The sequence below is a fragment of the Cupriavidus sp. WKF15 genome, from assembly GCF_029278605.1.
Taxonomy (GTDB): Bacteria; Pseudomonadota; Gammaproteobacteria; order Burkholderiales; family Burkholderiaceae; genus Cupriavidus.
Map to the genome: position 1 here is coordinate 217489 of NZ_CP119574.1, position 25991 is coordinate 243479.

Annotated in this window: 23 protein-coding genes and 1 pseudogene; 6 read left to right on the forward strand and 18 right to left on the reverse strand. The window is 57.1% G+C overall.

The window, feature by feature from the left end; all coding sequences use genetic code 11:
* Window positions 1-329: 329 nt before the first annotated feature.
* Entirely contained in the window at window positions 330-1361 is a 1032-nt protein-coding gene (locus tag CupriaWKF_RS30960) for a dihydrodipicolinate synthase family protein (RefSeq protein WP_276103894.1), read from the forward strand.
* A gap of 450 nt (window positions 1362-1811) precedes the next feature.
* On the forward strand, window positions 1812-2924 hold the full coding sequence (locus CupriaWKF_RS30965) for a porin (protein WP_276103895.1): 1113 nt from the start codon (window positions 1812-1814) through the stop codon (window positions 2922-2924).
* Between the two features lie 473 nt (window positions 2925-3397).
* Here CupriaWKF_RS30965 and CupriaWKF_RS30970 read toward each other — a convergent pair whose 3' ends face one another.
* The 5 genes from CupriaWKF_RS30970 to CupriaWKF_RS30990 form a co-directional block, all read right to left on the reverse strand.
* A complete protein-coding gene (locus tag CupriaWKF_RS30970; RefSeq protein ID WP_276103896.1) occupies window positions 3398-3991 on the reverse strand; it encodes a hypothetical protein in 594 nt (197 codons plus the stop codon).
* 256 nt (window positions 3992-4247) lie between these two features.
* A complete protein-coding gene (locus CupriaWKF_RS30975) occupies window positions 4248-4868 on the reverse strand; it encodes a flavin reductase family protein (RefSeq protein WP_276103897.1) in 621 nt (206 codons plus the stop codon).
* Between the two features lie 80 nt (window positions 4869-4948).
* The gene (locus CupriaWKF_RS30980; RefSeq protein ID WP_276103898.1) at window positions 4949-6316 is read right to left on the reverse strand and encodes an MFS transporter; all 1368 of its coding nucleotides are present in this window, start codon (window positions 6314-6316) and stop codon (window positions 4949-4951) included.
* A gap of 305 nt (window positions 6317-6621) precedes the next feature.
* The gene (locus tag CupriaWKF_RS30985; RefSeq protein ID WP_346348642.1) at window positions 6622-7392 is read right to left on the reverse strand and encodes an aldolase; all 771 of its coding nucleotides are present in this window, start codon (window positions 7390-7392) and stop codon (window positions 6622-6624) included.
* Window positions 7393-7462: 70 nt separating this feature from the next.
* Window positions 7463-8080 carry a glutathione S-transferase family protein gene (locus CupriaWKF_RS30990; RefSeq protein ID WP_276103900.1) on the reverse strand — a complete coding sequence of 206 codons (618 nt, stop codon included), beginning with the start codon at window positions 8078-8080 and terminating at the stop codon, window positions 7463-7465.
* Window positions 8081-8396: 316 nt separating this feature from the next.
* On the opposite strand from CupriaWKF_RS30990, the gene CupriaWKF_RS30995 reads away from it, so the two are divergent.
* The gene (locus CupriaWKF_RS30995; RefSeq protein ID WP_276103901.1) at window positions 8397-9071 is read left to right on the forward strand and encodes an XRE family transcriptional regulator; all 675 of its coding nucleotides are present in this window, start codon (window positions 8397-8399) and stop codon (window positions 9069-9071) included.
* 190 nt (window positions 9072-9261) lie between these two features.
* Here CupriaWKF_RS30995 and CupriaWKF_RS31000 read toward each other — a convergent pair whose 3' ends face one another.
* From CupriaWKF_RS31000 to CupriaWKF_RS31035, 8 genes are all read right to left on the reverse strand, one after another.
* A complete protein-coding gene (locus tag CupriaWKF_RS31000; RefSeq protein WP_276103902.1) occupies window positions 9262-10578 on the reverse strand; it encodes an MFS transporter in 1317 nt (438 codons plus the stop codon).
* A gap of 79 nt (window positions 10579-10657) precedes the next feature.
* Window positions 10658-12106, reverse strand: coding sequence for an amidase family protein (locus CupriaWKF_RS31005; protein ID WP_276103903.1), 1449 nt, complete (start codon window positions 12104-12106; stop codon window positions 10658-10660).
* Window positions 12107-12255: 149 nt separating this feature from the next.
* A complete protein-coding gene (locus tag CupriaWKF_RS31010; RefSeq protein ID WP_276103904.1) occupies window positions 12256-13062 on the reverse strand; it encodes a helix-turn-helix domain-containing protein in 807 nt (268 codons plus the stop codon).
* Window positions 13063-13225: 163 nt separating this feature from the next.
* Window positions 13226-13690 (reverse strand): MaoC/PaaZ C-terminal domain-containing protein, encoded by a 465-nt coding sequence (locus tag CupriaWKF_RS31015; protein ID WP_276103905.1) that lies wholly within the window; start codon window positions 13688-13690, stop codon window positions 13226-13228.
* 516 nt (window positions 13691-14206) lie between these two features.
* Window positions 14207-15070, reverse strand: coding sequence for an enoyl-CoA hydratase/isomerase family protein (locus CupriaWKF_RS31020; protein ID WP_276103906.1), 864 nt, complete (start codon window positions 15068-15070; stop codon window positions 14207-14209).
* Window positions 15071-15178: 108 nt separating this feature from the next.
* On the reverse strand, window positions 15179-16420 hold the full coding sequence (locus tag CupriaWKF_RS31025) for an MFS transporter (protein ID WP_276103907.1): 1242 nt from the start codon (window positions 16418-16420) through the stop codon (window positions 15179-15181).
* Between the two features lie 99 nt (window positions 16421-16519).
* The gene (locus CupriaWKF_RS31030; RefSeq protein ID WP_276103908.1) at window positions 16520-17662 is read right to left on the reverse strand and encodes an iron-containing alcohol dehydrogenase; all 1143 of its coding nucleotides are present in this window, start codon (window positions 17660-17662) and stop codon (window positions 16520-16522) included.
* 114 nt (window positions 17663-17776) lie between these two features.
* Window positions 17777-18244, reverse strand: a complete 468-nt coding sequence (locus CupriaWKF_RS31035) for a MaoC/PaaZ C-terminal domain-containing protein (RefSeq protein WP_276103910.1) — start codon at window positions 18242-18244, stop codon at window positions 17777-17779.
* Window positions 18245-18415: 171 nt separating this feature from the next.
* On the opposite strand from CupriaWKF_RS31035, the gene gcvA reads away from it, so the two are divergent.
* A complete protein-coding gene (gene gcvA / locus CupriaWKF_RS31040; protein ID WP_276103911.1) occupies window positions 18416-19297 on the forward strand; it encodes a transcriptional regulator GcvA in 882 nt (293 codons plus the stop codon).
* Between the two features lies 1 nt (window position 19298).
* Here the strand turns inward: gcvA and CupriaWKF_RS31045 are convergent, their stop codons facing one another.
* Together CupriaWKF_RS31045 and CupriaWKF_RS31050 are read right to left on the reverse strand one after the other, a co-directional pair.
* A complete protein-coding gene (locus CupriaWKF_RS31045; RefSeq protein WP_276103912.1) occupies window positions 19299-20831 on the reverse strand; it encodes an AMP-binding protein in 1533 nt (510 codons plus the stop codon).
* A gap of 51 nt (window positions 20832-20882) precedes the next feature.
* Entirely contained in the window at window positions 20883-21677 is a 795-nt protein-coding gene (locus CupriaWKF_RS31050; protein ID WP_276103913.1) for an IclR family transcriptional regulator, read from the reverse strand.
* 179 nt (window positions 21678-21856) lie between these two features.
* Here CupriaWKF_RS31050 and CupriaWKF_RS31055 point away from each other — a divergent pair, with 179 nt between their 5' ends.
* Window positions 21857-22840, forward strand: coding sequence for a nitronate monooxygenase (locus tag CupriaWKF_RS31055; protein WP_276103914.1), 984 nt, complete (start codon window positions 21857-21859; stop codon window positions 22838-22840).
* Between the two features lie 576 nt (window positions 22841-23416).
* Here CupriaWKF_RS31055 and CupriaWKF_RS31060 read toward each other — a convergent pair.
* The 3 genes and pseudogenes from CupriaWKF_RS31060 to CupriaWKF_RS31070 all read right to left on the reverse strand — a co-directional run.
* Complete coding sequence (locus tag CupriaWKF_RS31060) at window positions 23417-24208, reverse strand: LysR substrate-binding domain-containing protein (RefSeq protein ID WP_276103915.1); 792 nt, start codon at window positions 24206-24208, stop codon at window positions 23417-23419.
* Window positions 24209-24395: 187 nt separating this feature from the next.
* Window positions 24396-25358 (reverse strand): IS5 family transposase, encoded by a 963-nt coding sequence (locus tag CupriaWKF_RS31065; RefSeq protein WP_276099037.1) that lies wholly within the window; start codon window positions 25356-25358, stop codon window positions 24396-24398.
* 69 nt (window positions 25359-25427) lie between these two features.
* Window positions 25428-25574, reverse strand: a pseudogene (locus CupriaWKF_RS31070) (LysR family transcriptional regulator); the annotation flags it as partial.
* Window positions 25575-25830: 256 nt separating this feature from the next.
* Between CupriaWKF_RS31070 and CupriaWKF_RS31075 the strand changes: the two are divergent.
* Entirely contained in the window at window positions 25831-25989 is a 159-nt protein-coding gene (locus tag CupriaWKF_RS31075; RefSeq protein ID WP_276103916.1) for a hypothetical protein, read from the forward strand.
* The last annotated feature ends 2 nt before the right edge of the window (window positions 25990-25991 follow it).

Consider the following 25991-nt stretch of genomic DNA (forward strand, 5'->3'; position numbering starts at 1 on the left):
ACCACCCTTGATCACGAGCGTCTTTTCGCTACCGGAACCAGCTTGGTGCGTCCCAGTGGCTTGGATCGCGCCACCACACCCGAGGGATTCGCCCGCCGCTCCGAAGGCACCGTCGCAGGTTGTAGCGCCTGACTGCTACGGGATTACCGTAAGTCGCGATGCCATGATAATTCCTTTTCGTGGGAATTGCCAATTCCCTTTCGAAGGAATAATGTAAATCTCATCTGCCGGAAACGGATGTCGCGGGAGATGTACGCCGCGCTGTTGCCCGACCAGATGTGGGGTGAAGCATGGATCGAACGAACTAACATTTCCTGGAGACGAGTCCAATGGATGCGGTAGCAAACGTGACAACGAACAAGTGGGGAAAGCCGGCTGGCAATGGTCCGATGGGATTGGACTGGTCCGGGTGTTATCCGGCCACCGTCATTCCGTTCACCGATCGCACCTGTCAGGAGATTGACGAGGACGCCTTCCGGTCACTTGTGAGGGATCTCATGCTGTTAGAGATTGCGGGCATCGATCCCAACGAGGTCGAAGGATTGTCTCGTCAAGAGACAATCCGGTTGATGCAGATTGCCAAAGAGGAAGCTCGAGGCAGAATTCCGGTGACCGGCAAGGTCGAGGCTCGGAACGGCCAGTGGACATGGGACTTGATCAAAGAGGCCGAGAAGGTGATCGAAGCCGGAGCTGACGTGCTTTACCTCCATCCCTGGCCGGAAGGGGACAACATGGAGGACTTCGTCAATTTGTATAAGACGCTAGACAAGGCCTTCGATATTCCCATCATCGCCATGATGTTCGGCGTTCCGGTACCAGTGATTAAGGAAATTTCGCTTGCGTGCCGCAACATCGCCGCATGGAAGTTCTATGCTGGCGAAGATCTCGGGCTCATGAAGCAGCTCGTCTGGAGCATGCAGGAAGTTGAAGCCGCGACCGGTAGGCACATTTGCCCGCTACGGGCCGGCGACGAAGGACTGGTGGAGTGCCTGGTCAATGGGGCCGAAGGCAATTTCAACGGCGCAGCCTCCTGGCGGGGGCGCGAAGACGTGGAGATCTACAAGGCGGTAAAACGCGGCGATCTCAACGAAGCGTTTGCTATCCAGAAGCGAATTGAGCCGGCCACGGAAGCGGTGCGGGGAAGGCATGGCACGACGAGCTTGTCCTTCTGGCGCTTTCCCCACCGCTACAAGCTTGCTGCATGGTTGACGGGGAAGGTTCCGAACCCTTACGCCAGATTGCCGCGTACAGCGTTCTCGGACCAGGAAGCACTGATGATTCGAGATGCACTGATCCGGTCCGGCTATAGGGTCGTTAGGGAGCCGGAGGAGTGTAAGCACCTCGGTGCTGCGACCTACTAAACAAATCCGAAGACGACATGCCGCGAGCAGCCTAGGGAAGCGCTGATCACTGAGTTTGCGCTTGATGTCGCACATGCCAATGACCGCCGCTTTCGCAATGCGAGAGACATAGGCCGATTCAAGCCTGCTTCTCTCGGGGCTCGCGCCTTTCCTGGCGCCTTGCGCGCTCAGCACGGACTGCTCCCAGGGCTGCCCATCAACTGCCTCTAGGCAAGCACCAGATTTGCGAGACCAAACAAGCTGAACAGTTGCGCCGTGTTCTTGGCCAAGCCTTTGTCCCGTGGGATCGTGAGATCAGCAGACTTGTTGATGCGATTTCCTGCACGAAGGTGTGATCTGGGAATGGTTCATCTTGCGCGCGGTGGTTGGGGGGGCCATCAAGCTGCATAGCGGTTCATGCTGGGAAGAAGCTCCCAAGCAAAGACAATGTCAACATTAGGAGGAGTGAGGATGAAGAGGTCGGCGTTTCTGTTGGCGGCAATGGGACTGTTTGTTGAATGTGCAAACGCACAGTCCAGTGTGACGCTGTATGGCGTAGTTGATTCAAACGTAGAGTACGTAAACAATCATGGCGGTGTTGCCGGCGCATCGGGCAGCGTTTTCAGAGTAGGTAGCGGGGGATTCGCGAGCAATCGCTGGGGCATTCGGGGTATCGAGGACCTGGGAGGGCTCAGCGGCGTCTTCACGATCGAGAGCGGATTCAATGTAGACACGGGTACGCAATTCAATGCCTCCCGTCTTTACGATCGACAGACTTTTGTGGGCTTGAAGAGCTCCAGACTCGGGCAGCTTACCTTCGGCCGTCAATACACAGCGTTCTTCCGTGGACTCGCCAACTACTCGCCAAGCGCGTACGCGCCAATGTATGAACCGATTACGCTCATGACCGGTCTGAATTTCCGCTCGGACAATACCGTGAGCTACGAGGGGCAATTCGGCGCGCTTACCGCAAGGGCGAACTGGACGTTCGGAAACGGTGTATTTGGAAGCGGGGAGACCCCTGGTTCGATCCGTGCCAACGCGGGGTATGGTGCCGCGCTGGACTATTCGGGCGGAGACTTCGGCGTTACCGTCGCATACGACCAATATAACCCGACTGCCTCGACGCTTGGCGACCCCGGAATCGGGAAGTTCCGGAAAGCCGCAATTGCCGCTGGCTACAATCTAGGACAGATCCGGATCTTCGGAGGCTACCGATGGGGCAAGAATGACTATTCGAACGGTGCAACGGCCTATCGCGATGACTTCCTCTGGGCCGGCGTGAACTACCAGGCAACCTCAGCCTTGAATTTCATGCTTGCGTATTACTATGCCAAGGTACATACAGTACAAGCGACGTTCAGTGGCACCGCCAGCTCGCCGGCCAATCCATACCAGGTCAGCCTTATGAGCAGCTATGCTTTCTCAAAGCGCACTAATGTCTATTTGACCACCGCCTATTCGAAGCATGCGGCTCTTGGTTTGGGTGGTGTTTCTGCGACTGCAGGTAGTAGTGCTTATCAACTGGGTATAGGCAAGGATAGTCAGTTCGGTACAGCAATTGGTATCCGCCATATCTTCTAGGACTACTGTGTTGGTTTTCCGACCGCAGCACGGGTGCCGTTCAAGGCGGGTAAGCAGTGTGGGCAGCCAAATCGCAGCGTGGCGATAGAATCTGCCCGTGATGCTGCTTACGCAGGGGTGCCGCGGGGCCGGAAACCTTCGGATAAAGTAGATCCCTCGCCGAGTAACCGATGAGCTGGAGCCTTTTCTGCGCCGCCAGGCGTTCGCGCTGACCGTGACTTGGCAGTTGTCTTGCTTACCCCTTTTTCGGAAAGCCGGTATCGTCAATAATCAGCGCCTCCGGCGAATCCACGCCGGCTGATTCGCTCCAGCTTGTAACCGCACACTGCATCGAGCACCGCCTCGCTAACTTTTTAACACAGTAGTACTGGGTACTCCGCGCGGAACGCTTCGCAGCATATTGTTGTGAAATCTCTGATCCCACTAGGCATCTCGCCGTTTCGCGCATCCGGCTGCCGCACACAAATCTCGCATTACGTCGCCTTCGGTGCCGTTGCCGCACGCCGTCGTGCTGGCGGCCTAGTTTCGAGCCCCCCTAGAAAGAGATCCACAATTGAGCTGGTGTAAGCCTCTAGATCCGCGCGCGTTGGCTCCTTGCCGATCAACTCCGCGAATACCGCACGTTCGGACATCGGATATCCGCACGCCCCGACCATGGCGAGAAACAGATGACGAGGATCGAATCTACGAAATTCACCTGTGGCGACGCCTTCATTGATTGCTTCCTCCAGCGCATCAACGGCACCATACATGAGGTCGTGACGCATATCGAGCACCTCGCGAGACTTGCCATGGATGATGCGCTCGAGGGCCAGGTGATAGAAGGAAGGATCGTCATAGAACACTTCCAGAAGGCCAGTGATTCGAGCCTTGATTTTCGCACGGGGAGTCCGAGCCCGCGCAAATCCGGCCGCCTGCCTATCACGCAATTCTGCACTAGCCTCCAGAACAGCGGCCTCAATCAGTTTCGACTTGCTTCCAAAGTAGTACCGAACCAGGGCAGGATCGCATCCGGCGGCGCGCGCAATGTCGAGTCGACTGATCTCAGCCGGGGGAACTGACTTCATGAGCTTTCGCGTTGCGGCGATCAAGGTCTCACGTCCCGAAGTCGACTCGTTTTTGTGCGGGCGCCCCTGCGCGCGCTTCCGGCCCCGTTTTACTGGAGGACTATCCATATCAATGAGCTGCGTTGGCGGTTCCGTATTATAGGCACAGGGATTCTTGCCCTCAATTACGCTCGCCCGCCGCCCCCTGCCCTCGGCTCCTCTCCCTTGCTACCGCGCAGCCTGGAAGCAAGGGGATATCCTACTTGCTAGTCTCGGCCTATTGGCCACTCCCGCGCGGAAGCTGCGACGCGGTTTGTACCATAACGATGTCCCCGAGGCGCCCATAACGCGGACCGGCTACGCGAGCAAGCGGATCCAGTTCCCTGGTGTCGATCTTGTCCCCATCTAGCAGACCGTCGCGGATGTGGAACGTCAGTACCTCGCCAACAATCAGACGGCTGCGGCTGTCGCCGAACTCCAAGCATTGCCGGAAGCGGCACTCCATCGCAATGGGCGGAAGGGCTAGCCGTGGTACCGCGATATGTGTGCTCGGTAGCGTTTCGAGCCCCAACTCATGAACTTCACTGACCTCTGGCGGGTGTTCAGCCGAGCTGTCATGTACGGCGGACATTAGCGTAGAGTCGGCTATATGGATGACGTACTCCTCGTTGTTCAGAATGTTCTGCGCAGTGTCCTTGTACACATTGCCTTTACGGCCAATGCTAATGGCCAGCATTGGTGGCTCCGCCGAGACAAAGGTAAAGGCGCTGAATGGGGCCAGATTGACGACACCGTCGCCCGAGACACTGGTTACCCAAGCAATGGGACGAGGTACCACGATGCCGGTAAGCAACCGGTAGGTTTGTTCCGCGCTGAGCGTGGAAGCCTTGATTTGCATGACAACTCCTGAGCTTAAGAAAGCGCCCTCTGCTGCGGGCGCGCAACAAGTCTGGGACCGACAAGAACGTGCGTGGGTGGTTAGGGAGAGACTTCCTCAAGCATCCGGAACCGCGTTTCACTTACAAAGAGCCAAGACACCACGGCGGCGAAGGCAGCGGCCATAGCCAAGCCGAGAAATACCGACCCAAGCCCCCAAGTTATGATCGTTCCCCCGATCACGTTCGGCCCGACGAATCCGGCGACGCGGGCCCAGAACGCACTGGCCGAAAGTCCAATTGCACGAGACCGCGTTGGATAGATTTCCGTTGTATAGAGATAAACCCCGATCGCGATATAGGCGACAAAGAAGTTCGCAATGGATCCGACGATCATAAGGGTCGTTGCGGATGTGGGATTCACAAACCAGATCCAGAGGAACGAGACAGCGGCACCAAAGAAAGCGACACCAAATGCAGTTCGGCGCATGGTCATATCAATCGACAAAGCGCAGACCAGACACCCAACCAGCCCGACTGCCTGCGTCGCAACGCTGTAGATCAATGCATCGCTGACGCCGAGATGAAAGACGTTTCGGTAGATGCTTGGAAGCCAAACGAGAAGACCATAAGTACAGAAATAGCACGTGCTCCAGATGACCCAACTCGTGAGGGTACGGCGGAGATACTGCGGTCCAAACAGGTCAGCCAACGAGGCGGACCGCTCGATGGCTAAAGGGATGGGCTGTGCCGCTGGCAAAGACTTCCCAGTTGCCTTCTCAATGGCCTTTTCGATTGTATTCAGCGCTGCATCGGCCTCCGCAAATCTGCCCTTGCTCGCGAGCCAGCGCGGCGACTCCGGAAGTCTCCGCAGCATAAAGACAAGCAGGGCAGGAAGCGCCCCGATGACAAAGAGCCATCGCCAGCCGATGTCCGGCACGATCCACGCACCGACAAGCACTGCAGCAAGCAGCCCAACAGGAAAAACTAGCTCATATAGCAAAACGAAGCGACCGCGCCCGTGGGTACGAGACAGTTCGGAAATATATGTCATTGCCACTGGAACCTCCCCCCCGATCCCGAAGCCCTGCAGAGTACGCAGCAGCAGCAGAGACTTGAAGTCCCACGCAAAGGCGCAGGCAAGGCTCAACAGAGAATAGATCAGGATTGACCCCGTCAAAGCTCGCTTTCTGCCAATGCGTTCCGCCCACCAGCCAAAAAAGAGCGCTGCGACTAGCTGCCCAAAGAAACTTGCCGACAAGAGCAAACCGATTTGTCCCGTACTGAGCTGCCATTGTGGCGCGAGAACCGGCAAAACATACGCGATGGCGAGGTTGTCAAAGGCATCGAACAACGTGGCAATGCCGATAATGAAGCGGGCCTTGAGATGCCAACGCGAGATAGGCATGCGCTCGATGCGCGCCACCACATCCTGGACCGTGCCACGTTCTACTCTTACTTGATCAAGCATAACTTCTCCTCCACGGCTGGTTCAGCAGCCGCAATGCGGTTTGATACCATTTCGTCTAAATTCTTTTTTCGAGGAATATATGTTTTGACTCGAGAGGCGTCAATCCACACAACCCCGCTTCTTTACTTGATGCGGGCCTCGCCGCACCCTACCTGCACGGCTCATGCACGAGGTGTGTTCAGCAAGAGGCGATCCTTCGCCAAAACAGCTCCCGTTGCAGATGGCGACTGGATAGATCTAGTGGCCGGGACATTGCAAGCGCCGCCCCAACATCGCACTTGCCAGAACGCTTAGCCGATGGAGCGTTACACGGTCGGCCTCTCCCTGCGCAGCAGACGCCTAGCAAACATTGCAAAGCTTGCACGCACAACGCTGGGCAAGAGGAGGAAATCATGGGACTCGCGGGCGAGTTCTGGATCGACTTCTCGCAGTTCCCCTGCCGCCAAAGCACGGAGCTGGTCCCGGGCTGCCTTCTCAATCAGGACGGCAAGATAAGCAGTTTCTTCAATCGAGGAAGTCGCGCACAAGAAGCCGTGATTGGCAAGCAGAACGCTGCGATGCGCACCCAGGGCGGCGGCGATCAACTCGCCTTCTTGGTCCGCGATCGGTAGTCCGGGCCAGTCGGCGAGGTATCCGCAATCGTCAGCGAAGGGGGTCGCGTCCATATGCGTGACCCGGAGCGGACTTCCTATCATGGAGAGCGCCGAAACATATGGCGGGTGTGTATGCACGATGCAGTTAGCATCCGGCCTTGCCCGATACACCCACATATGAAAGCGAATCGCCGGATTGGGGATTCCATTCCCAGCGAGAACATTCATGTCAGCATCCAAGCGCAGGATGCGATCCACATCGATCTCGTCGAAACCGACCGCCATTGGCGTCGTCAGAAAAGTACCGTCGTCGCAGCGTACGCTAATCTGACCTGCAAGCGTCTCTGAATGCCCCTGATCGGCGAGAATTCGGCACGTTAATGCTAATTTCTCAGGCACGGTCCAGTGTCCATAATCCAGTCCGGTCGCCATCCTCGCAGTGGCCTGTTCTGTGACAATCTGTTTTTCCGTATCTATCATCATAAGTCCCTGTCTCAGTGGTGGGTATGCCGTTGCCAATCGCAATCTCTACAGTAGCCACGCATATCGAAATCTACAGGCGGTCCTCAGCAGCGGGCTTCGCTAAACCGGGCATCTCAATGAAGCCTGGAAGCGCCATGACACGCTCGATCCAGCCACATATGTTGGCAAACTCATCCAGGGGCATGCGGCCTTCGCGCGAGAGAGCGACATAGGGGAAGCACGCGAGATCCGCGATGGTGGGACGGTCGAGTGCGAGCCAATCTCGCATGGCCAGCCTCTCGTCAAGGAGTTTAAGGACTCGAAGTCCAGAGTGCGTCGCACGCTCAATATCTATCATCTCATCGAGAAGATAGTAGACGCGCGCAGGCTGGAGACTGTTCCCAATCTCATTTGCAGAGAATGACAGCCATTCCATTACCCGAGCCCGCTCATGTGCATCGACACCGTTCCAGTGCGGGCCGTATTTCTCCGCGAGATATACCAGGATGGCGTGACTGTCCTGGACGACATAGTCACAGTCCATCAGTACCGGAATCTGGCGTAAAGGATTGAGGAGTCCGAACTCTTCCGTCCCGGTGGCATGATTGATTACATCAGTGAACCTAGTTTCATATGGCAACGCGAGCATTGACAACAGCAGTCTGATTTTGTGGCAATTTCCCGATAACGGGTGGTCGTAAAGAACCATCACATGCAGCCTCCATTCGTTGTTTCAACAAAACTTCCCTAGCGCTGAGCAAAGGATCCTTCGGCCTCGAATTCGCGATGCAAGATCCCCGCACACACAGACTGAAGAGACGAGCGCGAATCCCCTCAAGCCCTCGCGCGAGACTCCCGATGCCGCAGCGTTGCCCACCTCCGCCCGATAGACAACAAAGTTGTCTATCGGAAAACTTTACCTCGACGACGACAGGAGTTCAAGCACAGAAAGATGCTAGGATGAATCGGTCTCGATTTAGGGTATGCCCTAATAACCGGGTGAAAAACAAACCGACAAGAGCGGCATGAGCTACAGGATGAAGGCGAGAATTGAACGAACGCGAGCAAAGCGGACAACATCGAAGCACCAGCGGGACAAAGTACTGCCTGAGACGACAGAGCCCACTGGCGACGGGCCAAGGCCGTCCGGAACGCACCCCGGCCATTACGCACGCGCCGCACGCAGGCGACAAAATCTGACGCTGGATGAGCTCGCTGAGCGCACAGGCCTAAGCAAGGGGCACCTTTCTCGCTTTGAGCGAGGGGAAAAGTCACTTTCGATTGCTGCCCTGATTCGCCTTGCGGAGGCGCTGCACACTCGCGTGTCGACGTTACTAGGGGAATCGGCAGGAACCGATGGCTTGCATGTCGTGCGGGCGGCAGACCGGCAAGTCTTGAGCAGTTCATCGAGTGAAGGTGGTTACCGCTATGCGGCACTTTCTCGGGCACAGGCCGATGCACCATATGAGGCATTCATTGTGCATCTGAATGCCGAGTCTAGTATGAACAAGGGTGCCTATCATGGCGGCGAAGAGATGTTCTTTGTGCTCTCCGGTGCAGTTGAAATTGAACTGGAAGCACACACGCTGGTCTTGCGTAGCGGCGACTACGCGCAGTTTCCGGGACACATCCAGCACCGGGTTAGAGGAATCGATCCGCAAACCAGCATCCTGATTGTCGTGGCGGGCGCAAACGAATGACAATCAATATGGCAAAACATTGGAAATTGGCCATCAGCGAGTCCCATTGAATGGCAACGGCAGTTCATCGCTCGAGAGCCGCTCCGAAAGCCAACCACACATTAGACGACATGCGCACCGATGGACGGATAACCCGGCCATCAGTGCCTTGGCGTGCCAGACCGGTCGAACAGATGGAAACAAACTAGCCTCAGGAGAATTTTGGCTGTGCAACCGGTTCGTCCGCGTCTACCAGGTGACGCCCCTTGTTTAGCTTGGCGAGTCCGCAAATTCCCAGTAGCGACAGCACAGAAAGGAGGCTGAAGAAAATCGCGAGTGGCGTCCATTGCCCGGCGTAGCGCTCGGCCAGCAGCGCACCAACCACGGGCGCAGTTCCACTGGCCAGCGCACTACACAACTGATACGACAAGGAAATGCCGGAGTATCGGACACGCGCTGGAAAGATCTGCGTAATGTAGCCGGCAATGACTGCATAGACGGCAGAAAGAAGCACCACGCTTAACGCAATTCCTGCTGTCATCAGATAGACGTTCTTTGTGCAAACCATCCAAAACATTGGATATGGTGCGAGGATGCACAGCCCGGCTGCTGCTTTCAGAAAGCGCGTCTCCCCCACCTTTTGGGCGAGCCATGCTGAGGCGGGTTGCGAGACGAACTGTGCAATCGTCACCACGAACAGGCAATCGAGAATGACCGCGCGTGAGATACCGAGATACTGGGTCACGTAACTGATCATGAACGTATTGGTAAAGAAGAAGCCGGCCGTTCCGATCGTAACTGCGAGCGCAGCACAGACGATCTCTCTCCAACTATCACGTACAACTTCAGCGATGGGAAACCTCGCCGTATCCCGACTTGCTATGACCGCTGCGAACTCCGCAGATTCGCGCACGCCACTTCTAATGTACAGACCCGCCAGCATCAGAAGGCTCCCAACCAGAAATGGAATTCGCCATCCCCACGCCAGGAACTCACGCTCGCTCAATAACGACACAAGTCTGAACACGATCAGGGTTAGCAGGAGCCCCGCCGGACTGCCAAGCTGAGCAAAGGACGCATAGAAGGTCTTTTTGCCGGCCGGCGCGTTCTCGCTCGCCATCAACACGGCACCGCCCCATTCTCCACCCACTGATATGCCTTGCAGGAGGCGTAGCGCAATCAGTCCTACCGGCGCCCAATACCCAATAGCCGCATATGTGGGAAGCAGGCCAATGCCTGTGGTTGCGGCGCCCATGATTCCCATCGTAACCAGCAACATTTTCTTGCGCCCAAGTCGGTCACCCAGATGTCCAAAGACAACTCCGGCCAGCGGCCGAGCGATGAATCCAACCGCGAACGTACCGAATGCTGCAAGCGTGCTCAGATGGACGTTGTCACCAGGAAAGAAGAGCTGGCCAAGGACAAGTGCCGCCGCGGTAGCGTACACATAGAAGTCATAGAATTCGATAGTGGTTCCAATGAAGGCGCCTGCCGCGGCGCGTCTTGCGTTGCCTGTGTCGACTGACATGACGATGCTCCTAGTTGATTAGTTCTAGTAGAAGGAGGCGTTGGGACTGTCTCCGTATCCCGATTGCCTGGATTTCGCATCAAGCAGGATTGGGAGCCGCGATAGGCCCGAGGACACCGAATATCCGGGCGGCCGCTTCCAGCAGCGCCACGTCGCCGTTCCGTGTCCCATCGATCTCCATGCCGATAGGGAGGCCTGCCGGTGAAAGACCAATCGGAATTGAGATCCCGGGCAAGCCGGCGCAACTGCCAGGAAACGTGTTCCGTGCAAGCGTGATGCGGTTTGCGGCATGGCCAGCCACGTCAAACTGTGCGTGCGAGGCGATCGGCGGTGCGACGGTTGGCGTGGTCGGAAAAATCAAGCCATCAAGCCAGTACTCGCGGTAGACTTGTGCAAAGCGTTGTTGCAACGCTGGACGATGAAGATTCACCGAAGCGTAGTAGTCTTGCACTGAAACAGAGCCCGGTGCATCGAGCAGGACACTATTGGCCCAGACAGATTTGATACCGGTACCTAGGCCCTCATAGATTTCCTCGAATGTTGCCGCAGTACCGTGCACCGCGAGGAAACCCGTGACGGACGGGCGCGTTTCTCGGGCAAAGATCGGCCAGTTCGCCTTGAATGCCAGTGCATGAAAGTCTGCACCCATGTCAACTTCAACAATCTCTGCTCCAGCTTCCTTCAGCGCAGCAAGCGCTCTCGAAAAGCACGACTCGACATCCGAATCGACAAGATCGAGATGCTGTTTCGGCGCATAGCCGAATCGGAGCCCTTTGAGCCCTGCGGCGGGCGCGCGGGGGTGCCACACCTCGCCAGTGGCAATCGCGTCCAAGATCGCGCAGTCCTCGACCGTTCTGGCCATTGGTCCGGCGGTGTCGAGAGTGTCGGAGATCGGCGCAACACCTGCTGCCGGCCAACGGCCCGTTGACGGCCGAAAGCCGACCACGCCACACAACGAAGATGGCACACGAATCGAGCCGACAGTGTCGCCACCCAACGCTGCAGGAACAATACGAGCGGCGACCGCAGCCCCTGCGCCACTTGATGAGCCCCCCGTTATACGTTCGAGGTCATATGGGTTCTTCACTTGCCCGTAGTGTGCATTCAGTCCCGTGAGCCCATAGGACATCTCGACGAGGTTACTTTTGCCAAAGACAATGGCACCGGCGCTGCGCATCGCCTTGACGACTACGGCGTCCTCTGCCGGCCTAAAATTTGCAAGCACGCTCGTGCCAATAGATGTCGGCAGGTCTTGAGTATTGATGCTGTCTTTGACGGCAATGGGTACGCCGTGCAGTAGTCCGCGCATAATGCCGGCCTGGCGTTCCAGGTCCGCCTTGTGGGCAGCTTCCAGAACGTAGTCCTCATCCAGCGTGATGAACGCTTTCAGGTCAACATGAAGGCGCGCATTCTGGAGCAGCGCAGTGGCGTAGTCGGTAGCGGAGAGCGTACCTGTCGCTATTGCCTGAGCGGCTGCAGCAAGCGACAGGTCGCACAAATCGGACCGAGTTTGATGAATGTTGCTCATGGTGGATCGCCTTGTGAGAGGGAATTCGATCAATCACAGACTATCCACTCTGACTCCGGGATGCTTGACTGAGGCGGCCATCTTGATGGACTACGATTGCCACATTCAGCGACTTCTGGGTACCGCCGCAAATTCAGAAGATGAGCCCTCTATTGCGCCCTGGATCGTGATCTGCGCAAGACTTCATATGGCAGCACACCGAACTCTCGCTTGAACGCACGGCTAAAATGCGACGCATCGCTGAATCCCAGCCGGAACGCTACCTCAGTAACGCTTGTCACATGACCTTCCGACAAGGTCCGGTAGCTGGTGGAAAGACGCATCTTCCACAGCCACCGAATCGGTGTCGTCCCTTCTGCAGCGAAGAGGCGATTCAAAGTCCGCGGGGAGATATGGTGAGCGGCGGAAATGCGATCGATGTCGAGATCCGCCTCCTGAATGTGTGCGATGATATAGCGTTGCACTTGAGACATGAGCCCGCGATGCGGCGTGCGCAACGCCCGCTCATCTGCAAGCTCTGCTTCCAAAGCCGCGGAAACAAGATCCAGCAACGACGTCGCCAATCGATGCTCTACGATGGCAGTGCCTGAGGCATCAAGCTTTGCCATCCGTTGTAGCGAGTCACTAACCAGTGCGCCGAGTTGCGATGTCCCAGCTATCCGGCGCGCAGCGAAATCCGCAGCGTCCGGTAATCTGGAAGCGAGCAACTCTCGCGGAATGCTTACCAAGATCGAATGATGCTGGTATAGATTCAACGAGAATGGCATCGCTTGGTCGTACAGGAGCAGGTCACCTGCTTGCCCACTGGTTTGGCGCTCGTACTGCGTCAGTTCGACACGGCCGTCCATGAGGAGATAGAACACGAAGTGGTCACGTGGGTCCTTTTTGATCTCCGTAATCCCACGGCGTATGGATACGCCATCGGTTGCATCGGACGCCACCTCACTGAGTTCCAAAGCCCCGAGGCGTCGCCTCGTTACCCGTGCGCGAAAATCGGCGCCAGGACGCCGCCAGCATTCAGAAGTGGATATGCTCTGGCATGTGAATTGATGCCACGCTTCGAATCCATACTCGGCCGGCCCGGCCCTTGTCCCTACGTCCATCACAACGACCTCCTGACTATCCGACGGTTTCCCCGGCTACGGTGGCCCTAGAGGGCAGCATATTCGGACCGACGAGCCGCATGACGAGCTCGCCATGTTGGTTCTTCATATCGATCCTGACGCGCACGATACCCATCTCCGGAAGGTTCGGGGCCCTGTCTACATCAATGACCTGGTGCATAGTAGTCACGGTGTCACCCACCCGCACAGGCTTGAACCAACGCAACTCATCGATGCCAATCGATGTCAAGGGATTGTCAGGAACAATGGGGATATCCGGGCAGAGTCTTGAAGCAATCGCGGCAAGCTGCCAACCGCTTGCGACAATGCCTCCGAAAGGAGACTTCTGTGCAACCGCTGGATCGGTATGGAACGGCTGTGGATCGAATTTAAGGCCGAAGCTGACAATGTTCTCTAACGACAGCGTCAGTGTCGTGCCAACCCACGAGTCACCCACTTTGAAATCCTCAATATAGCCCATTACCATTGCAATTCTTCCGTTTTCGGACCGGTGCGGATCCAGTGCGCCCCAGTACTACATAGGTCATTCGAACATCGATCGTGATTCGGCACGCGTCACAAGTAGTTTCGCCGTCTTAAGTTTGCTCCCCATGGGATGCTTTCCAAACCCAGTGCGTTTGCGACGAGCATGGATCACCGCTGCTGCCAAGGGAAGCCGAATCGGGACGTAAACAAAACACACACGTAATGCCTTTCGGCAGAATGACGGCTCCTTCATAGACCAGCGAAGGTACCAGTCTGTTGACGATATCATCTGGGGGTGAGAGAGCGCGTCGGCAATCCAATTTCCTCTCTGTTGCTTGCGATGAACTCCCGGCCCCTGGGTCCATCACCGGCTTGTGCCCTCCTTCGTCATGCCGGCACCACCCTATCCTTGTCTTCTAACCGAGGCGGCCCGCTCAGCAAAGCCGATCGGTGGGGCGTGAGAGTGGACTATCTCCGATATTTCGACTCGCCAGCGCCTCCGAGTCGATGTCTAGCCGAGATCAAGGCTGCTCAGATCCGAGACTACGAAGGGATCCACTGCCATTCCCCCGATCCTGCGTAGCAGCATCAAATTGAGGTATCGCTCCCGTTCGACTCGCAGGCCTTCTTCGAAGGTGAGCTTTGTTGTCGCCTCACAGCAATCGATCATGAATTGCCTCCCGTTATCCTCCGGAAACGTCCGGAGGACATCGGCACGCAGTCCCGCAAACAGTTCCTGGACGTGCACGCTATCAACCTTCACGGGCAGGTCTCTTGTCCGGCGTGGGGGAACTCCCAGTTCAATAAAGCGCCGGGAAAACCTTCGCGCGCCATCAACTACATCGCCTTGTACCACTTCGTCGACTAGGCCCAATTCCTCCGCTTCATGCCCTGTGACAGCGGCCCCGGTAAGCATCATGCGAGCTGCCTTCTCCATCGCGATCAACCTTGGCAGACGCTGCGTACCTCCAGCCCGTGGCAAAAAGCCGAAATTCACTTCTGGGAGTGCCAACCTGGCGTCCGGTGTCGCAATGCGGTAGTGCATTGCAAGCGCCAATTCAAGGCCCGCACCAAGGGCGTATCCATCGATCGCCGCAACAATGCACTTCTCGTATGCGTCGCAGATCTCAACAAGGTCATGCATCATCGGTGCCTGTATTTGCGCAGGGGTGTTGCATTCCCGGATCTCCGCGCCCCCACAGAATGGCAAAGCGCCACCGGTTACCACGACCACTTTGATATCGTGGCGTTCCGCGATTCGCTGGAGCGCTTCGGAGAACAAGGCCCTTTGCTTGCTCGACAGACTATTTACTGGTGGGTTGTCAAACGTGATGACAGCCACACCGGCGTCAACATAGTCGACCTTCAAAACCATTCCAATCCCCAGACACGTTGATCGAACGACCATCTCGCTGTAGGGCTATCGCCGTCATCCTTTCGTCAAGGTGTTTGCCTCCGCCCTCAAGCGAGTAGAGGAATGCTCTCATGAGTACACTTGAAGTTCCTTTCCACGTGTCTCCGGCAGACTGACTGTGACGATGACCACCATCGCGTAGGCCCCCGCAGCCAAGACTGCAATGGCTTCGCCAAGTCCGATCTGAGTCGATAGGAGACCTGCCAGCGCCGGACACAAACCGCCGATTCCTCGACCTACGTTGTACTTGAACCCTTGGGCAGTCCCGCGAATGCGCGATGGGGACAGTTCTGTGAAGAATGCGCCCATGCCGCCTAAGCATCCGGATTGACTGAACCCGAGTACCGCACCGAGGGCCATCAGGCTGAACGACTCAAGCGGCAGATACATGTAGGCAAGCACGGTGATCGTAGACAGTATCGCGAAGACTACGAATGTCGGCCGTCTGCCAAACTTGTCACTCAGATTCGAGCTCACCATGTATCCCAGGAATGATCCGCATATATTTACAAGCAGATAGATTCCGGTGTTGGAAACGGACAGCCCGTGGGTCAGCTTGAGATAGGTAGGTAGCCACGTCAAGATCGTATAGTTTCCGCCCAGTACGCCCGTAGCCAGCAGTGACGCAAGCACAGTGGTTCTCAGGTGTTGCGTTGAGAACAACTCACGCGCTCGTGCCGGTGCCGCTCCTGCCGCAATGGCCTTGCGGGTGGCTATGTACACATCCGGCTCTTCGACGTAACGGCGCACCGCAAAGACCAGGAAGGCCGGAAGCACGCCGATAAAGAACAGCACGCGCCATCCAATGGCGGCTGGAACAAGAGAGAAGATGACGCTGTAGAGGACCACTGCGGCGCCATAGCCAACAGACCATCCGCCCTGAACTAAGCCGACAGCCTTGCCTCTGTACTTCGCTTGAATCACCTCCCCCATCAATACCGCGCCGGCCGCCCACTCGCCACCGAACCCGAAGCCCTGCAGGGTGCGGACAACCAAGAGTTGCTCGTACGAGTTCGTCAAACCGCTTAGCAATGTGAAGAAGGAGAACCAAAGAATCGTCGCCTGTAGCACGCGGACGCGTCCAAAGCGATCGGAGAGCAATCCCGCCAGCCAGCCACCGCATGCTGAGCTAATCAGTGCGACGGTCGACAGAATTCCGGCCTCACCGGTGGTCAGTCCCCAAATGCCAATCAGCGTGGGAATTGCTACGGCGTACAACTGCCCATCCATTGCGTCTAGCGCCCAACCAGCAAAGCACGCCCAGAAGGTACGCTGCTCCCGCTGACTGACCTTTTTATACCAGCCAAACATTCTGTCTCCTCGCTTCGCAGCCAACGCGAGTGGTTAGCTCTGCGTTGGCAATAGTGTGTGGTCGGACCGAACCGTATCCGGTCCAATTCTCCACTGTTATCAGGCGATCGCGTTCAGGATTTCCAGGACTTCCTCCGACCCTGTTAGCTTGCGCGGATTGCTATGCACCCAGCGGTCGAGCATAGCGTTCTTCGCAATTAGCTCGAACTTGTCAGGAGTTACCCCAACCTTGTGGAGACGATCCGGCATTCCAAGGTAGCTAATCAAGTCGGCGACCAGATCTGCTGCTTCGCGCTTGGGGTCACCGAGCGCCTCGCTGATGAGCTTCTGCTTCGCTTCAGTCACCGGCTTGTTGAAGCGCAGGATCTCCGGAAGCGTCACGCAAGTACAATGTCCGTGCGGAACGCCTGCCGTTCCAGCCAACACATGACCGATTCCATGGCTGGCCCCCATGGGGACGAGCGACCACATACCCATCTGAGACAACCACATGCCCGCCTGCGCCTGCGCGCGCGCCTCGAGGTCCTCCGGGTTCGACTTTGTCCGCTTCAGCGCCTCCGGCAGGATACGCAGTGCCTGCAGGGCCGTGCCATCTACAAAAGGACTTCCGAAAGGAGAGTAGAACGACTCGACGGCATGATCGACAGAACGCATGCCGGTAGACAACCAAAGCCCAAGCGGAGTGTGCAGCGTCAACGCGGGATCGAAAATCACCGTGCGTGGAATCATCAGTGGGTGGCGGATGCTCTGCTTCAGGTGCTTCACTGGATCGTTTGACCCCCCGCTCTGATGAAATTCACCACCAGAAAGCGTGGTGGGCACAGCGATCTGACGCACGGAGGGACCACGGAAAGCCGGCGCATCGACGATACCGGTCAGCGGGTCAGTCTTGAGCCGGAACGGTTCAAACTGATCCAGCTCCGTAATATTGTGCTCTAGGCAGAGTGCAATGTTTTTGCCCGCGTCGGTTATAGAACCGCCGCCAACGGATACGATCAAGTCCGCATCCGCAGCACGCGCCACGGCGGCTCCCCGCAGCACCGCGTCACGCGGGATGTGGGCGGGGATGTCGTCATAAATTGCCGCGAACTTCTCTCCCAGGGCGGCCTTCAACTTGTCGATCTCGTCAGTCTTGTTGTGCAGCGTGTTGCTGACCAGCAGGAATACTCGCTGGGCGCCCAGCCTCTCCACCTCCTCAAGCACGACCTCAATATATGGGCGCCCGAAGTAGACGCGTTCCATGGGGGGGATGCTGAAATGACCTTGTCTCATACTCACTCCGTTATAGGTAAATGGTTTAGGGAATTTCCTTGCTGAACGGATGCCGAGGCAGATTCAGCAAACTTGGGATGGTGCTCAAGCGCGTACCGGCACTCGTGTCAAGACTTTCATTTCCAATACGATGTCGCCGATCTGGTCCTCTGCCAGCAGTTTTGTCGTCACGACCCCGCGGTCTGGCTTCGATGAAGAGCGTCGTAGGTCGATGATTTCGCGCCGGAACGTTAGGGTCGTACCCGGGCGCACGGGCTTTAGCCATCGAATCTCGTCCGCGCCCATGCCTATGATTGGTGTGGTCCCCAGCGTTTGCGCGCGTACAAACTCACGCATGGCGATGGCAATCAGATGCCAGCCGCTCGCAACGATCTCCTCCTCGGCTTCTTGATTCGCCTTGGCGACGTTGACGAAGGTTCCTTGCAATGCCCCGCAAGCGAGGTCGAATGCCCTGATGTCGTCCCCAGAAATGGGGATGGGTTTCGAACACCAGACTTCGCCTATGGCGAGGTCATCGAGGTAGCGATCCGTTGTCTTCTGGCCTGGACCCATCAGCATGCTCCAATGATGGCTCGCACCTGACGCATTCAACGCACCCTGCAACGAACCTACTTCGCGAGCCTATGGACTCGAACTCTTTCGATAAGTATCCATGCCTCTATCCGCATCGAGCCAGCGATATTTTTTGACTGAGGGCGTTAGCCTGACTAACATGTACGCACCATGCGTCTACCTCCGCTAAATACGTTTCGCTTCTTTGAGATCGCAGCTCGCCATCGGAACTTCACGCGGGCAGCCGAGGAGCTCCATGTCACGCACGGCGCCGTCAGTCAACAGATCAAAGCGCTGGAAGAAGCCGTCGGCAAGCAGCTTTTTTTTAGACGGTCTGGAGAGATGCGCCTGACTCCTGAGGGAGCCGAGCTTTTGAGGTATGTGTCGGAGGCCTTCTCAAAGCTGAATGAAGGAATCGAGAGCACGCGAGGGCACAGCTCGCCTAGACGGTTGACTATCAACTCGCATCCGGCGTTTGCCGCCCGCTGGCTGGCGCCTCGCCTGCATTCGTTCAGTGATCTCTACCCCGAGATGGAGATCCGTGTCCGGACGTCGCTGACGCTGACCAACTTCAAGACTGGGGGTATCGATCTAGCTATCCGCTTTGGGAACGGCGAATGGCCTAGTCTGGTTACTCACAAGCTGATGGACGAGGCGCTTTTCCCCGTTTGCAGTCCAACCTTCAATCGAGGAAAGGTACCCCAAAGTGCGGAGGAGATTGCGGCCTCAAGGCTGCTTCATGATGAGCGATTTCCGTGGGCTTTGTGGTTCAAATCGATCGGCAAGACATCGTACGTGCCGCGTCGGGAAGGGATAGCGTTCACTGACGCCAGCCTCCTTCTGCAGAGCGCACTGGCAGGCCATGGAATTGCCTTGGGGCGAATGCGGCTTTGTGAAGATGAGTTGATCCGGGGAACGTTGCTCAGATTGCGAGTGGACGTCCTGCCCATAAGTGACGCGTACTACGTCGTGTACCCGGAGCAGCATGCCAGCCGCTCGCAGGTGGGGGATTTTATGGCCTGGCTCGCCCTTCAACTTCCAGGCCGCGTCTAGATCAACTCGCCGTGCTTGCTGCACGCTCCTTCAGTTCAGCCTTGCGGATCTTTCCGCTTGTCAGCAACGGCAGCGAAGGCAGGAAGACGATCTCGGCGGGGCGCTTGTAGGGGGACAATCGCGGCTTCAGCCACTCCAGCAGTTCCCGGGTGGTCGCCTGCATGTTCTTGCGTAGCTCGACGAATGCCACCACCTCCTCATTGAGCGCCACATTTCGACCGACGACGGCCGACCGAGCAACCGACGGATGCATGTTCAAGGCTGTTTCAACCTCGAGCGGGTAGACGTTGAAGCCCGAACGGATGATTACGTCCTTTAGACGACCGACCAAGTGAACATTCCCGTCTACATCGACACTGGCCAAGTCTCCGGTCTTGAGCCATCCGTCTTGAAGTACCTCATTTGACGCGGCCGCATTGCGGAAATAGCCTTGCATGACATTCGGGCCCTTCACCCACAATTCTCCGGACTCACCCTGCGCAACGTCTTGTCCGCTCAGATCGACTATACGGATGCTGATTCCCGGGATTGCTGGTCCTACGGACGCGTCCTTGCGGTGGTCCTCGAGGCGAGTATGGCAAATCGTGGGCGAGGTCTCCGTCATCCCGTAGCCATTATTTAACGGAAGTCCAAAGAGGTCCTCTACCGAAGCCTTCAGCGTTGGATCAAGTGGTGATCCACCGGCATAGAGATAGCGAAGTCGATGCTTCAGTCCGCTACGGCCTTCGGCTTTGAGAAAGCCGAGCAGTCCGGTGTACATTGCCTGGACTCCCTGGAACAGCGAAACCGAGGATGATTCCAGCGCATTGACCAGGTGAGCAACTTCAAATCGAGGTACCACCAGCACCGACCCACCAGCAATTAGTGTACTGAGCATAACGCTGGTCAACCCCATGGTGTGCGACATGGGCAGTGCAGCGTAGCTTCGATCCCGTTCGGTCAGGCCGCGATAGCGCGCCATGGTGGATCCGCTGAATATCAGGTTTGAATGGCTGAGCATGACTCCCTTGGGTGCCCCGGTGGTGCCCGACGTGTAGATCAGTGCCGCAATCTCGTCCATGCCTTCATCACGAGAGGCGTCTTGCGGAGCCCGCCACAAATGAAGGCATCCCAGCTCCGGCAGGTCCCACGAGCGCGCGTTATAGGTCCTCGCATGCTCTTCTGCGGCGTTCATTCCTGCAGGCAAGAAGGCCATGACCTGGGGATCGCAGTGCTCACGTATTCCTTCAATCTCCCCCTGAGAAAGTCGTGCATTAACTACGACTGGACACGCGCCAGTCGCTCCCACCGCGAAAAGGAAGACCACGAGTGCAAGGCTATTCTCCCCGACCAGCATCACCCGATGTGCCGGCATCACTCCATGTTCCGTCAGTAGCGTCTTAACCCTATCGATGTGATCCTGCAGGGCAGAGTAAGTCAGCGCGAGATTGTCGTCGAGCAGCGCTATCGCTTCAGGCGACCTTTGTGCCCAGTACGCTGGCACATCATGAATCCTGGAAAAGGGAGAATCAAAAGACTGAGGAACTGTATTCATTGAACACCTCTCGGTAACACCACTACTGCGACGCACTCGCTTGCGTCAACATCAAATCGGCCGCATGGCTGCATCAACATTCCGCACGAGGTTTACCAGCCGTGGCCCCCACACCTCTGAAAGTTGGCCTTCTGGCAACTGATATGCCGGGCCGCAGATGTTGAATGCCAGAACAGCGGTTCCGTCAGGGGCGCGATACGGTATGCCTACGGCGTTGACATCGCTCTGCCATTCACCAACGGAGATGCAAAAGCCCGATCGCTCGTAATACTTCAGCCCCTGTTCAAGCGACTGCCGGTTCGAGCGACTATCGGAAGACTGACCGTCAGCGAGTGAAGTTAACAAGTGCTCTCTTGCCTGCTCGTCAAGGCCACAAAAATAGGCTCGACCAAGAGCGGACGTCGCCAACGGCACCCGCGAGCCCGTCGAAAGGCGGAAATTCTGGTTTGCGGCACTCGCACAGCTTTCGACATAGACCATGGTGTGCCGGTCCCGTGCAGCGATACCTACCGATGCAGAGCACTGCTCGGCTAGCTCTCGCAAAAACGGCCTGGCAATCTGACGCAGGCCCATCGAACCAAGGGCCGAGAAACCGAGACAAAGCAATCCGGTCCCAAGGTAGTAACGCTCCTGGACGAGCGAATACTCCAGATACCCCTGCGCGACCAAGGTATGTAGAAGGCGGGACACCGTAGCTTTGGGCAAGCCGGTGCGGTCTACCAAATCCTGCATGCTGAGAAAGCGTTGAGACGAACGGAAACACTCAAGCAACTGCAGCCCTCTTGCAAGTGCAGATACTTGCTCTTTGTCTCCCGAATCCTTACTGAGAAGGCTAACTTTCCCCATCCACCCCTCCAATAACGGTACATATGTTCTGAAATTGTAGCATCTAACCCGATGCTTAGCACTACCACAGATACAAAACTAATGTTGACAGGGGTATCCTTGCTGGAATACGCTTCATTTGCACGTTTATATGGAACCACTGTTCCATTTTAAAGAATCCACCAGCACCGGAAATTAGCATGGAAGCGCAGTTCAAGACACCCATTACCGACCTATTCGGCACGCGACTGCCGATCGTTGCCGGCGGATTGCATTGGCTCGCCGACGCCAACTACGTCGCGGCCGCCGCACGTGCCGGCATCATTGGCTTCATCACCGCCGCGAGCTTCGCCAATGGAGCGCAACTGAGGGCCGAGATCGAAAAATGCCGGGATCTGGCTGAGGACAGGCCCTTTGGAGTTAACATCTCGATGCTTCCAAAGCCGACATCTGACGAAAAAGTCGACGAGTACATCGATGAAATCATCGAAGGCGGTGTCCGGTTCGTAGAGACCTCCGGTCGCAGTCCGGAGGCATATCTTCCCCGCCTTCATGCAGCAGGCGTTAAAGTGATGCACAAAGCGCCATCGCTCAGGCACGCCAAGAAGGCGGAATCGCTCGGTGTCGACGCGGTGTCGATCGTCGGAGCTGAATGCGGAGGACACCCTGGTGTCGATTTGATTGGGAGCATGATTCAAGGCGCGCTCGCTGGGGCCGCGATAAGCATTCCGATCTTGCTTGGCGGCGGTATCGGCACCGGCAGACAAGTCATGGCTGCATTGGCACTTGGCGTCGATGGCGTGACAATCGGCACTCGCTTCCTTGTCGCGGATGAAATCTGGGCGCACGGCAACTATAAGGACTTGCTCATCACGCTGAAGGAAACCGACACCGCACTCATGATGCAGAGTGTTCGGAATACGGTGCGCGCCCTACGCAATACTACGACAAACATTGTCAATGATCTGGAGCGAACCCACGCCGGCGAGTTCAGCGTGCTACGCCCCCATGTCGCTGGGGCGTTAGGAAAACAAGCCTACCTGTCGGGAGATGCTTCCGCCGGCGCGCTGTCTCTGGGTCAAGCGGTGGCCTTTGCTGACCGCAGGGAACCTCTCGCAAGAATCGTTGAACGCATTGAAGCTGAGATGATCTCGACAACAAATGCGCTATCTAAATTCCATTGACCCCTCAATGAGTGCAGATGCAGCCCCTGATACGGCAGACGTCTGCGGCAGACCAACACAGAAAGGCTCGGTCGACCAATGGGCGCCATATTCCCGATGTGCGATCGCGCGAGCAACGCTTGTGCTTCGCGAACGATGGTCGATTTTGATCGTTCGCGAGGCCGTCAATGGCAGCACCCGGTTTGATGAATTTGTAAAGAACCTTGGTATAGCGCCAAACATCCTTAGCGGTCGCTTAAAGGCATTGGTAGCCAACGGTGTGCTCACAAGGAAGAGCACTGCCTACGGCGGTCGGCAGGCCTATGTGCTAACCGACAAGGGCCACGCTCTACTGCCAGTCCTCGCCGCGCTAGAGTCCTGGGCTGACGCATGGCTGCCAATAGAGCAAGTCGCCGCCAGCCATTCATTGGGCGCATGCGCAATTGACTAACGCGCCTGCCTTCCACGGATGCGCTGACACACGTCCGACTCGATAGCCTTTCATCTGATCGTATGAACTAACGGGCCGCATAGTGAATTCCGGTGCTGCAAATTTCTAAACGCTCATATGGGTGCCACGTTTGCTATCGGTAGCCCTCACTTTCGCACCGACTTGGATCGACGCCTCACTTTCGGCTCCCGCACACCGGTCGCGCCTGGATGCTCATATCCGAGCTTCTCCCTGAGCCGTGGAATGGCGAAATCAAGAAAAGCACGCAGCTTCAGTGGGATCTGGCCTTGGCCTGCATACATGATGCTCACTGGCACGGGAGACGGCTCGAATTCGTCAAGCAACTCTATCAGTTTGCGCGACTTCACCAGATCCTCGACTTGATACGATGCGACCTTTGCAATGCCGGCGCCCTCCACCGCAGCAACGACCGCCCCTTCCACCGAGTTCAACACGAGCCGGGACGAGACCTGAACAGTATGTAGGGCGCCTTGGGAGCGAAATTGCCAGCTATTTCCAATCGCGTAGCCTTCGTACCCCACGCAATCGTGCAAAAGAAGCTCTTCGGGCTTCTTGGGGACGCCACGCTTGCTCAGATAGTCCGGGCTGGCACACACCACCTCGCGTAGCGCCCCAATTGGCATGCCGATGAGGCTGCTACTGGGCAGTTCTCCGATTCGTATCGCCACATCCACCCGTTCTTCCACAAGATTCACAAATCTGTCGGTCAGATGAGCCTTCACACGGATCTGTGGAAAGGCGTGTAGGAATTCCACAATTACCGGCACTACGAGAATTCGTCCCATCACTGGCGGCATACTGATGACCAACTCCCCTTGCGGTGCGTGATATTCGCCGGATGCAGTGCGTTCGACTTCTGCGATCTCGTCAAGGATACGTCGGCACGACTCGGCATAACCGCGCCCGGCTTCGGTCATTGTCAACTTGCGATTGCCCCGCACTAGGGATGCTCTGCACAAACGCGAATCGAGTGTGCTTGGCCGTTTAACAGGAAGCTGAATGCGCCACGACGCCAACCTGTCAGCCCGGGGCGAAGCTGTCTGGCACGCGCGGAGCAGCACTCGCGGGCTACGCGCGAGGCATCGGCATGAGCCTGAAACGCGCTCATGCCTCAGCAGCCAGCAGTTTGCCGCGCGCCATCCACAAGTTGGACAGCGCGAACAAGGTCATGACTTGCGCGGTGTTCTTCCTCAGCCCTCGATAGCGGACCTTGGTGTAGCCGAACTGCCGCTTGATGACCCGGAACGGATGCTCGACCTTGGCCCGGATGCCCGCCTTGATTCGCTCGACTTGATCGACGAGCGCGCCAAGCGGTTTGCTTTGGTCCAGAACGCGACGTTTGCCTGGCTTCATCGCCACGTGCCAGTTCACGTCCGCCCGCGCGTCAGGACGCTTCTCCACGCCCTGATAACCCGCATCGCCAAACGCGTCGGTTTCCTCGCCATGCAGCAGGCTGTTGGCCTCAACCACGTCGTTGATGTTGCCAGCCGTGCCCCGCACCGTGTGCACCAGCCCGCTTTCGGCGTCCACGCCAATGTGCGCTTTCATGCCGAAATACCACTGGTTTCCTTTCTTACTCTGGTGCATCTCCGGGTCGCGTTCGCCCGACGCATTCTTGGTCGAACTCGGTGCGCTGATCAGCGTCGCGTCCACCACCGTGCCCGCGCGCAGCATCAATCCCTTGTCGCGAAGGATGTCGTTTACCAGCGCGAGAATCTGAGCGGCCAGCTTGTGCCTCTCCAGCAGGTGACGGAACCGCAGGATGGTGCTCTCGTCGGGCAGCCTCACCGTCCAGTTGTCCAGCCCGGCGAACTCCCGATACAGCGGCACGTCGTGCAGCGCTTCTTCCATCGCCGGGTCCGACAGGCCGAACCATTGTTGAAGAAAGTGGATGCGCAGCATTGCCTCGACCGCGAACGGGGGACGGCCGCGCTTGCCCTCCGGGGCGTACGGAGCGATCAGCATCACCAGATCGGCCCACGGCACCACGCGGTTCATCTCGTCCAGAAATTCGCGCTTGCGGGTGCGCTTGGTCGACAAGTTCAGTCCAAGGTCAGTTTGCTTCATGCGCTACATGCTCGCTGGCTCGACGATTCATTGCAAGCACATCCGCCGGCTAATTGTGCAGAGCATCCCTAGCAACCGGATGCTGAGATGCTCCTCAAGCTCCAAAATTCGTCGGCTGACGGTAGCCAAGGGAATTCTAAGCTTGCGGCTGGCAGCCGAGAGACTCCCAGTATCGACTGTCGCCAACAAAATGGTCATTGCCTCGAGTCGGTCCACAGCCTTTCACCAGTGAGAAGGTAATTCCCGATTTTACCGGCTGTTCTGTTGAACACGAACAGCCTAAATTGTGACCATCTGCAGCGCGCACCGACGTAACCGACAACCTAGTGTATCGAAGGTCTATATGTCTTCCACAGCACAGTATCTCCCTCGACATACCAGCCACCTGCTCGTCGAGCCCAACAGCGATTGCCTTTCCAAAGAGGGGAAGGAATGGTCTCGGATCAAACCCATCGCCCACCGAGTAGGCTGCTTGATCACCTTCGAATTTTCGAAAGTGCCGCGCGCGCCTCTCGTGCGTGGCGCGGCCACGCTTGCGTCGGAGATGACGCGTTCTGCTCACGAACTGAGCCGCGTGAAGCTATCCGACGTCATTCTGACCGCAGACAAGCAGGTCCCATCCCTGAATTGAGG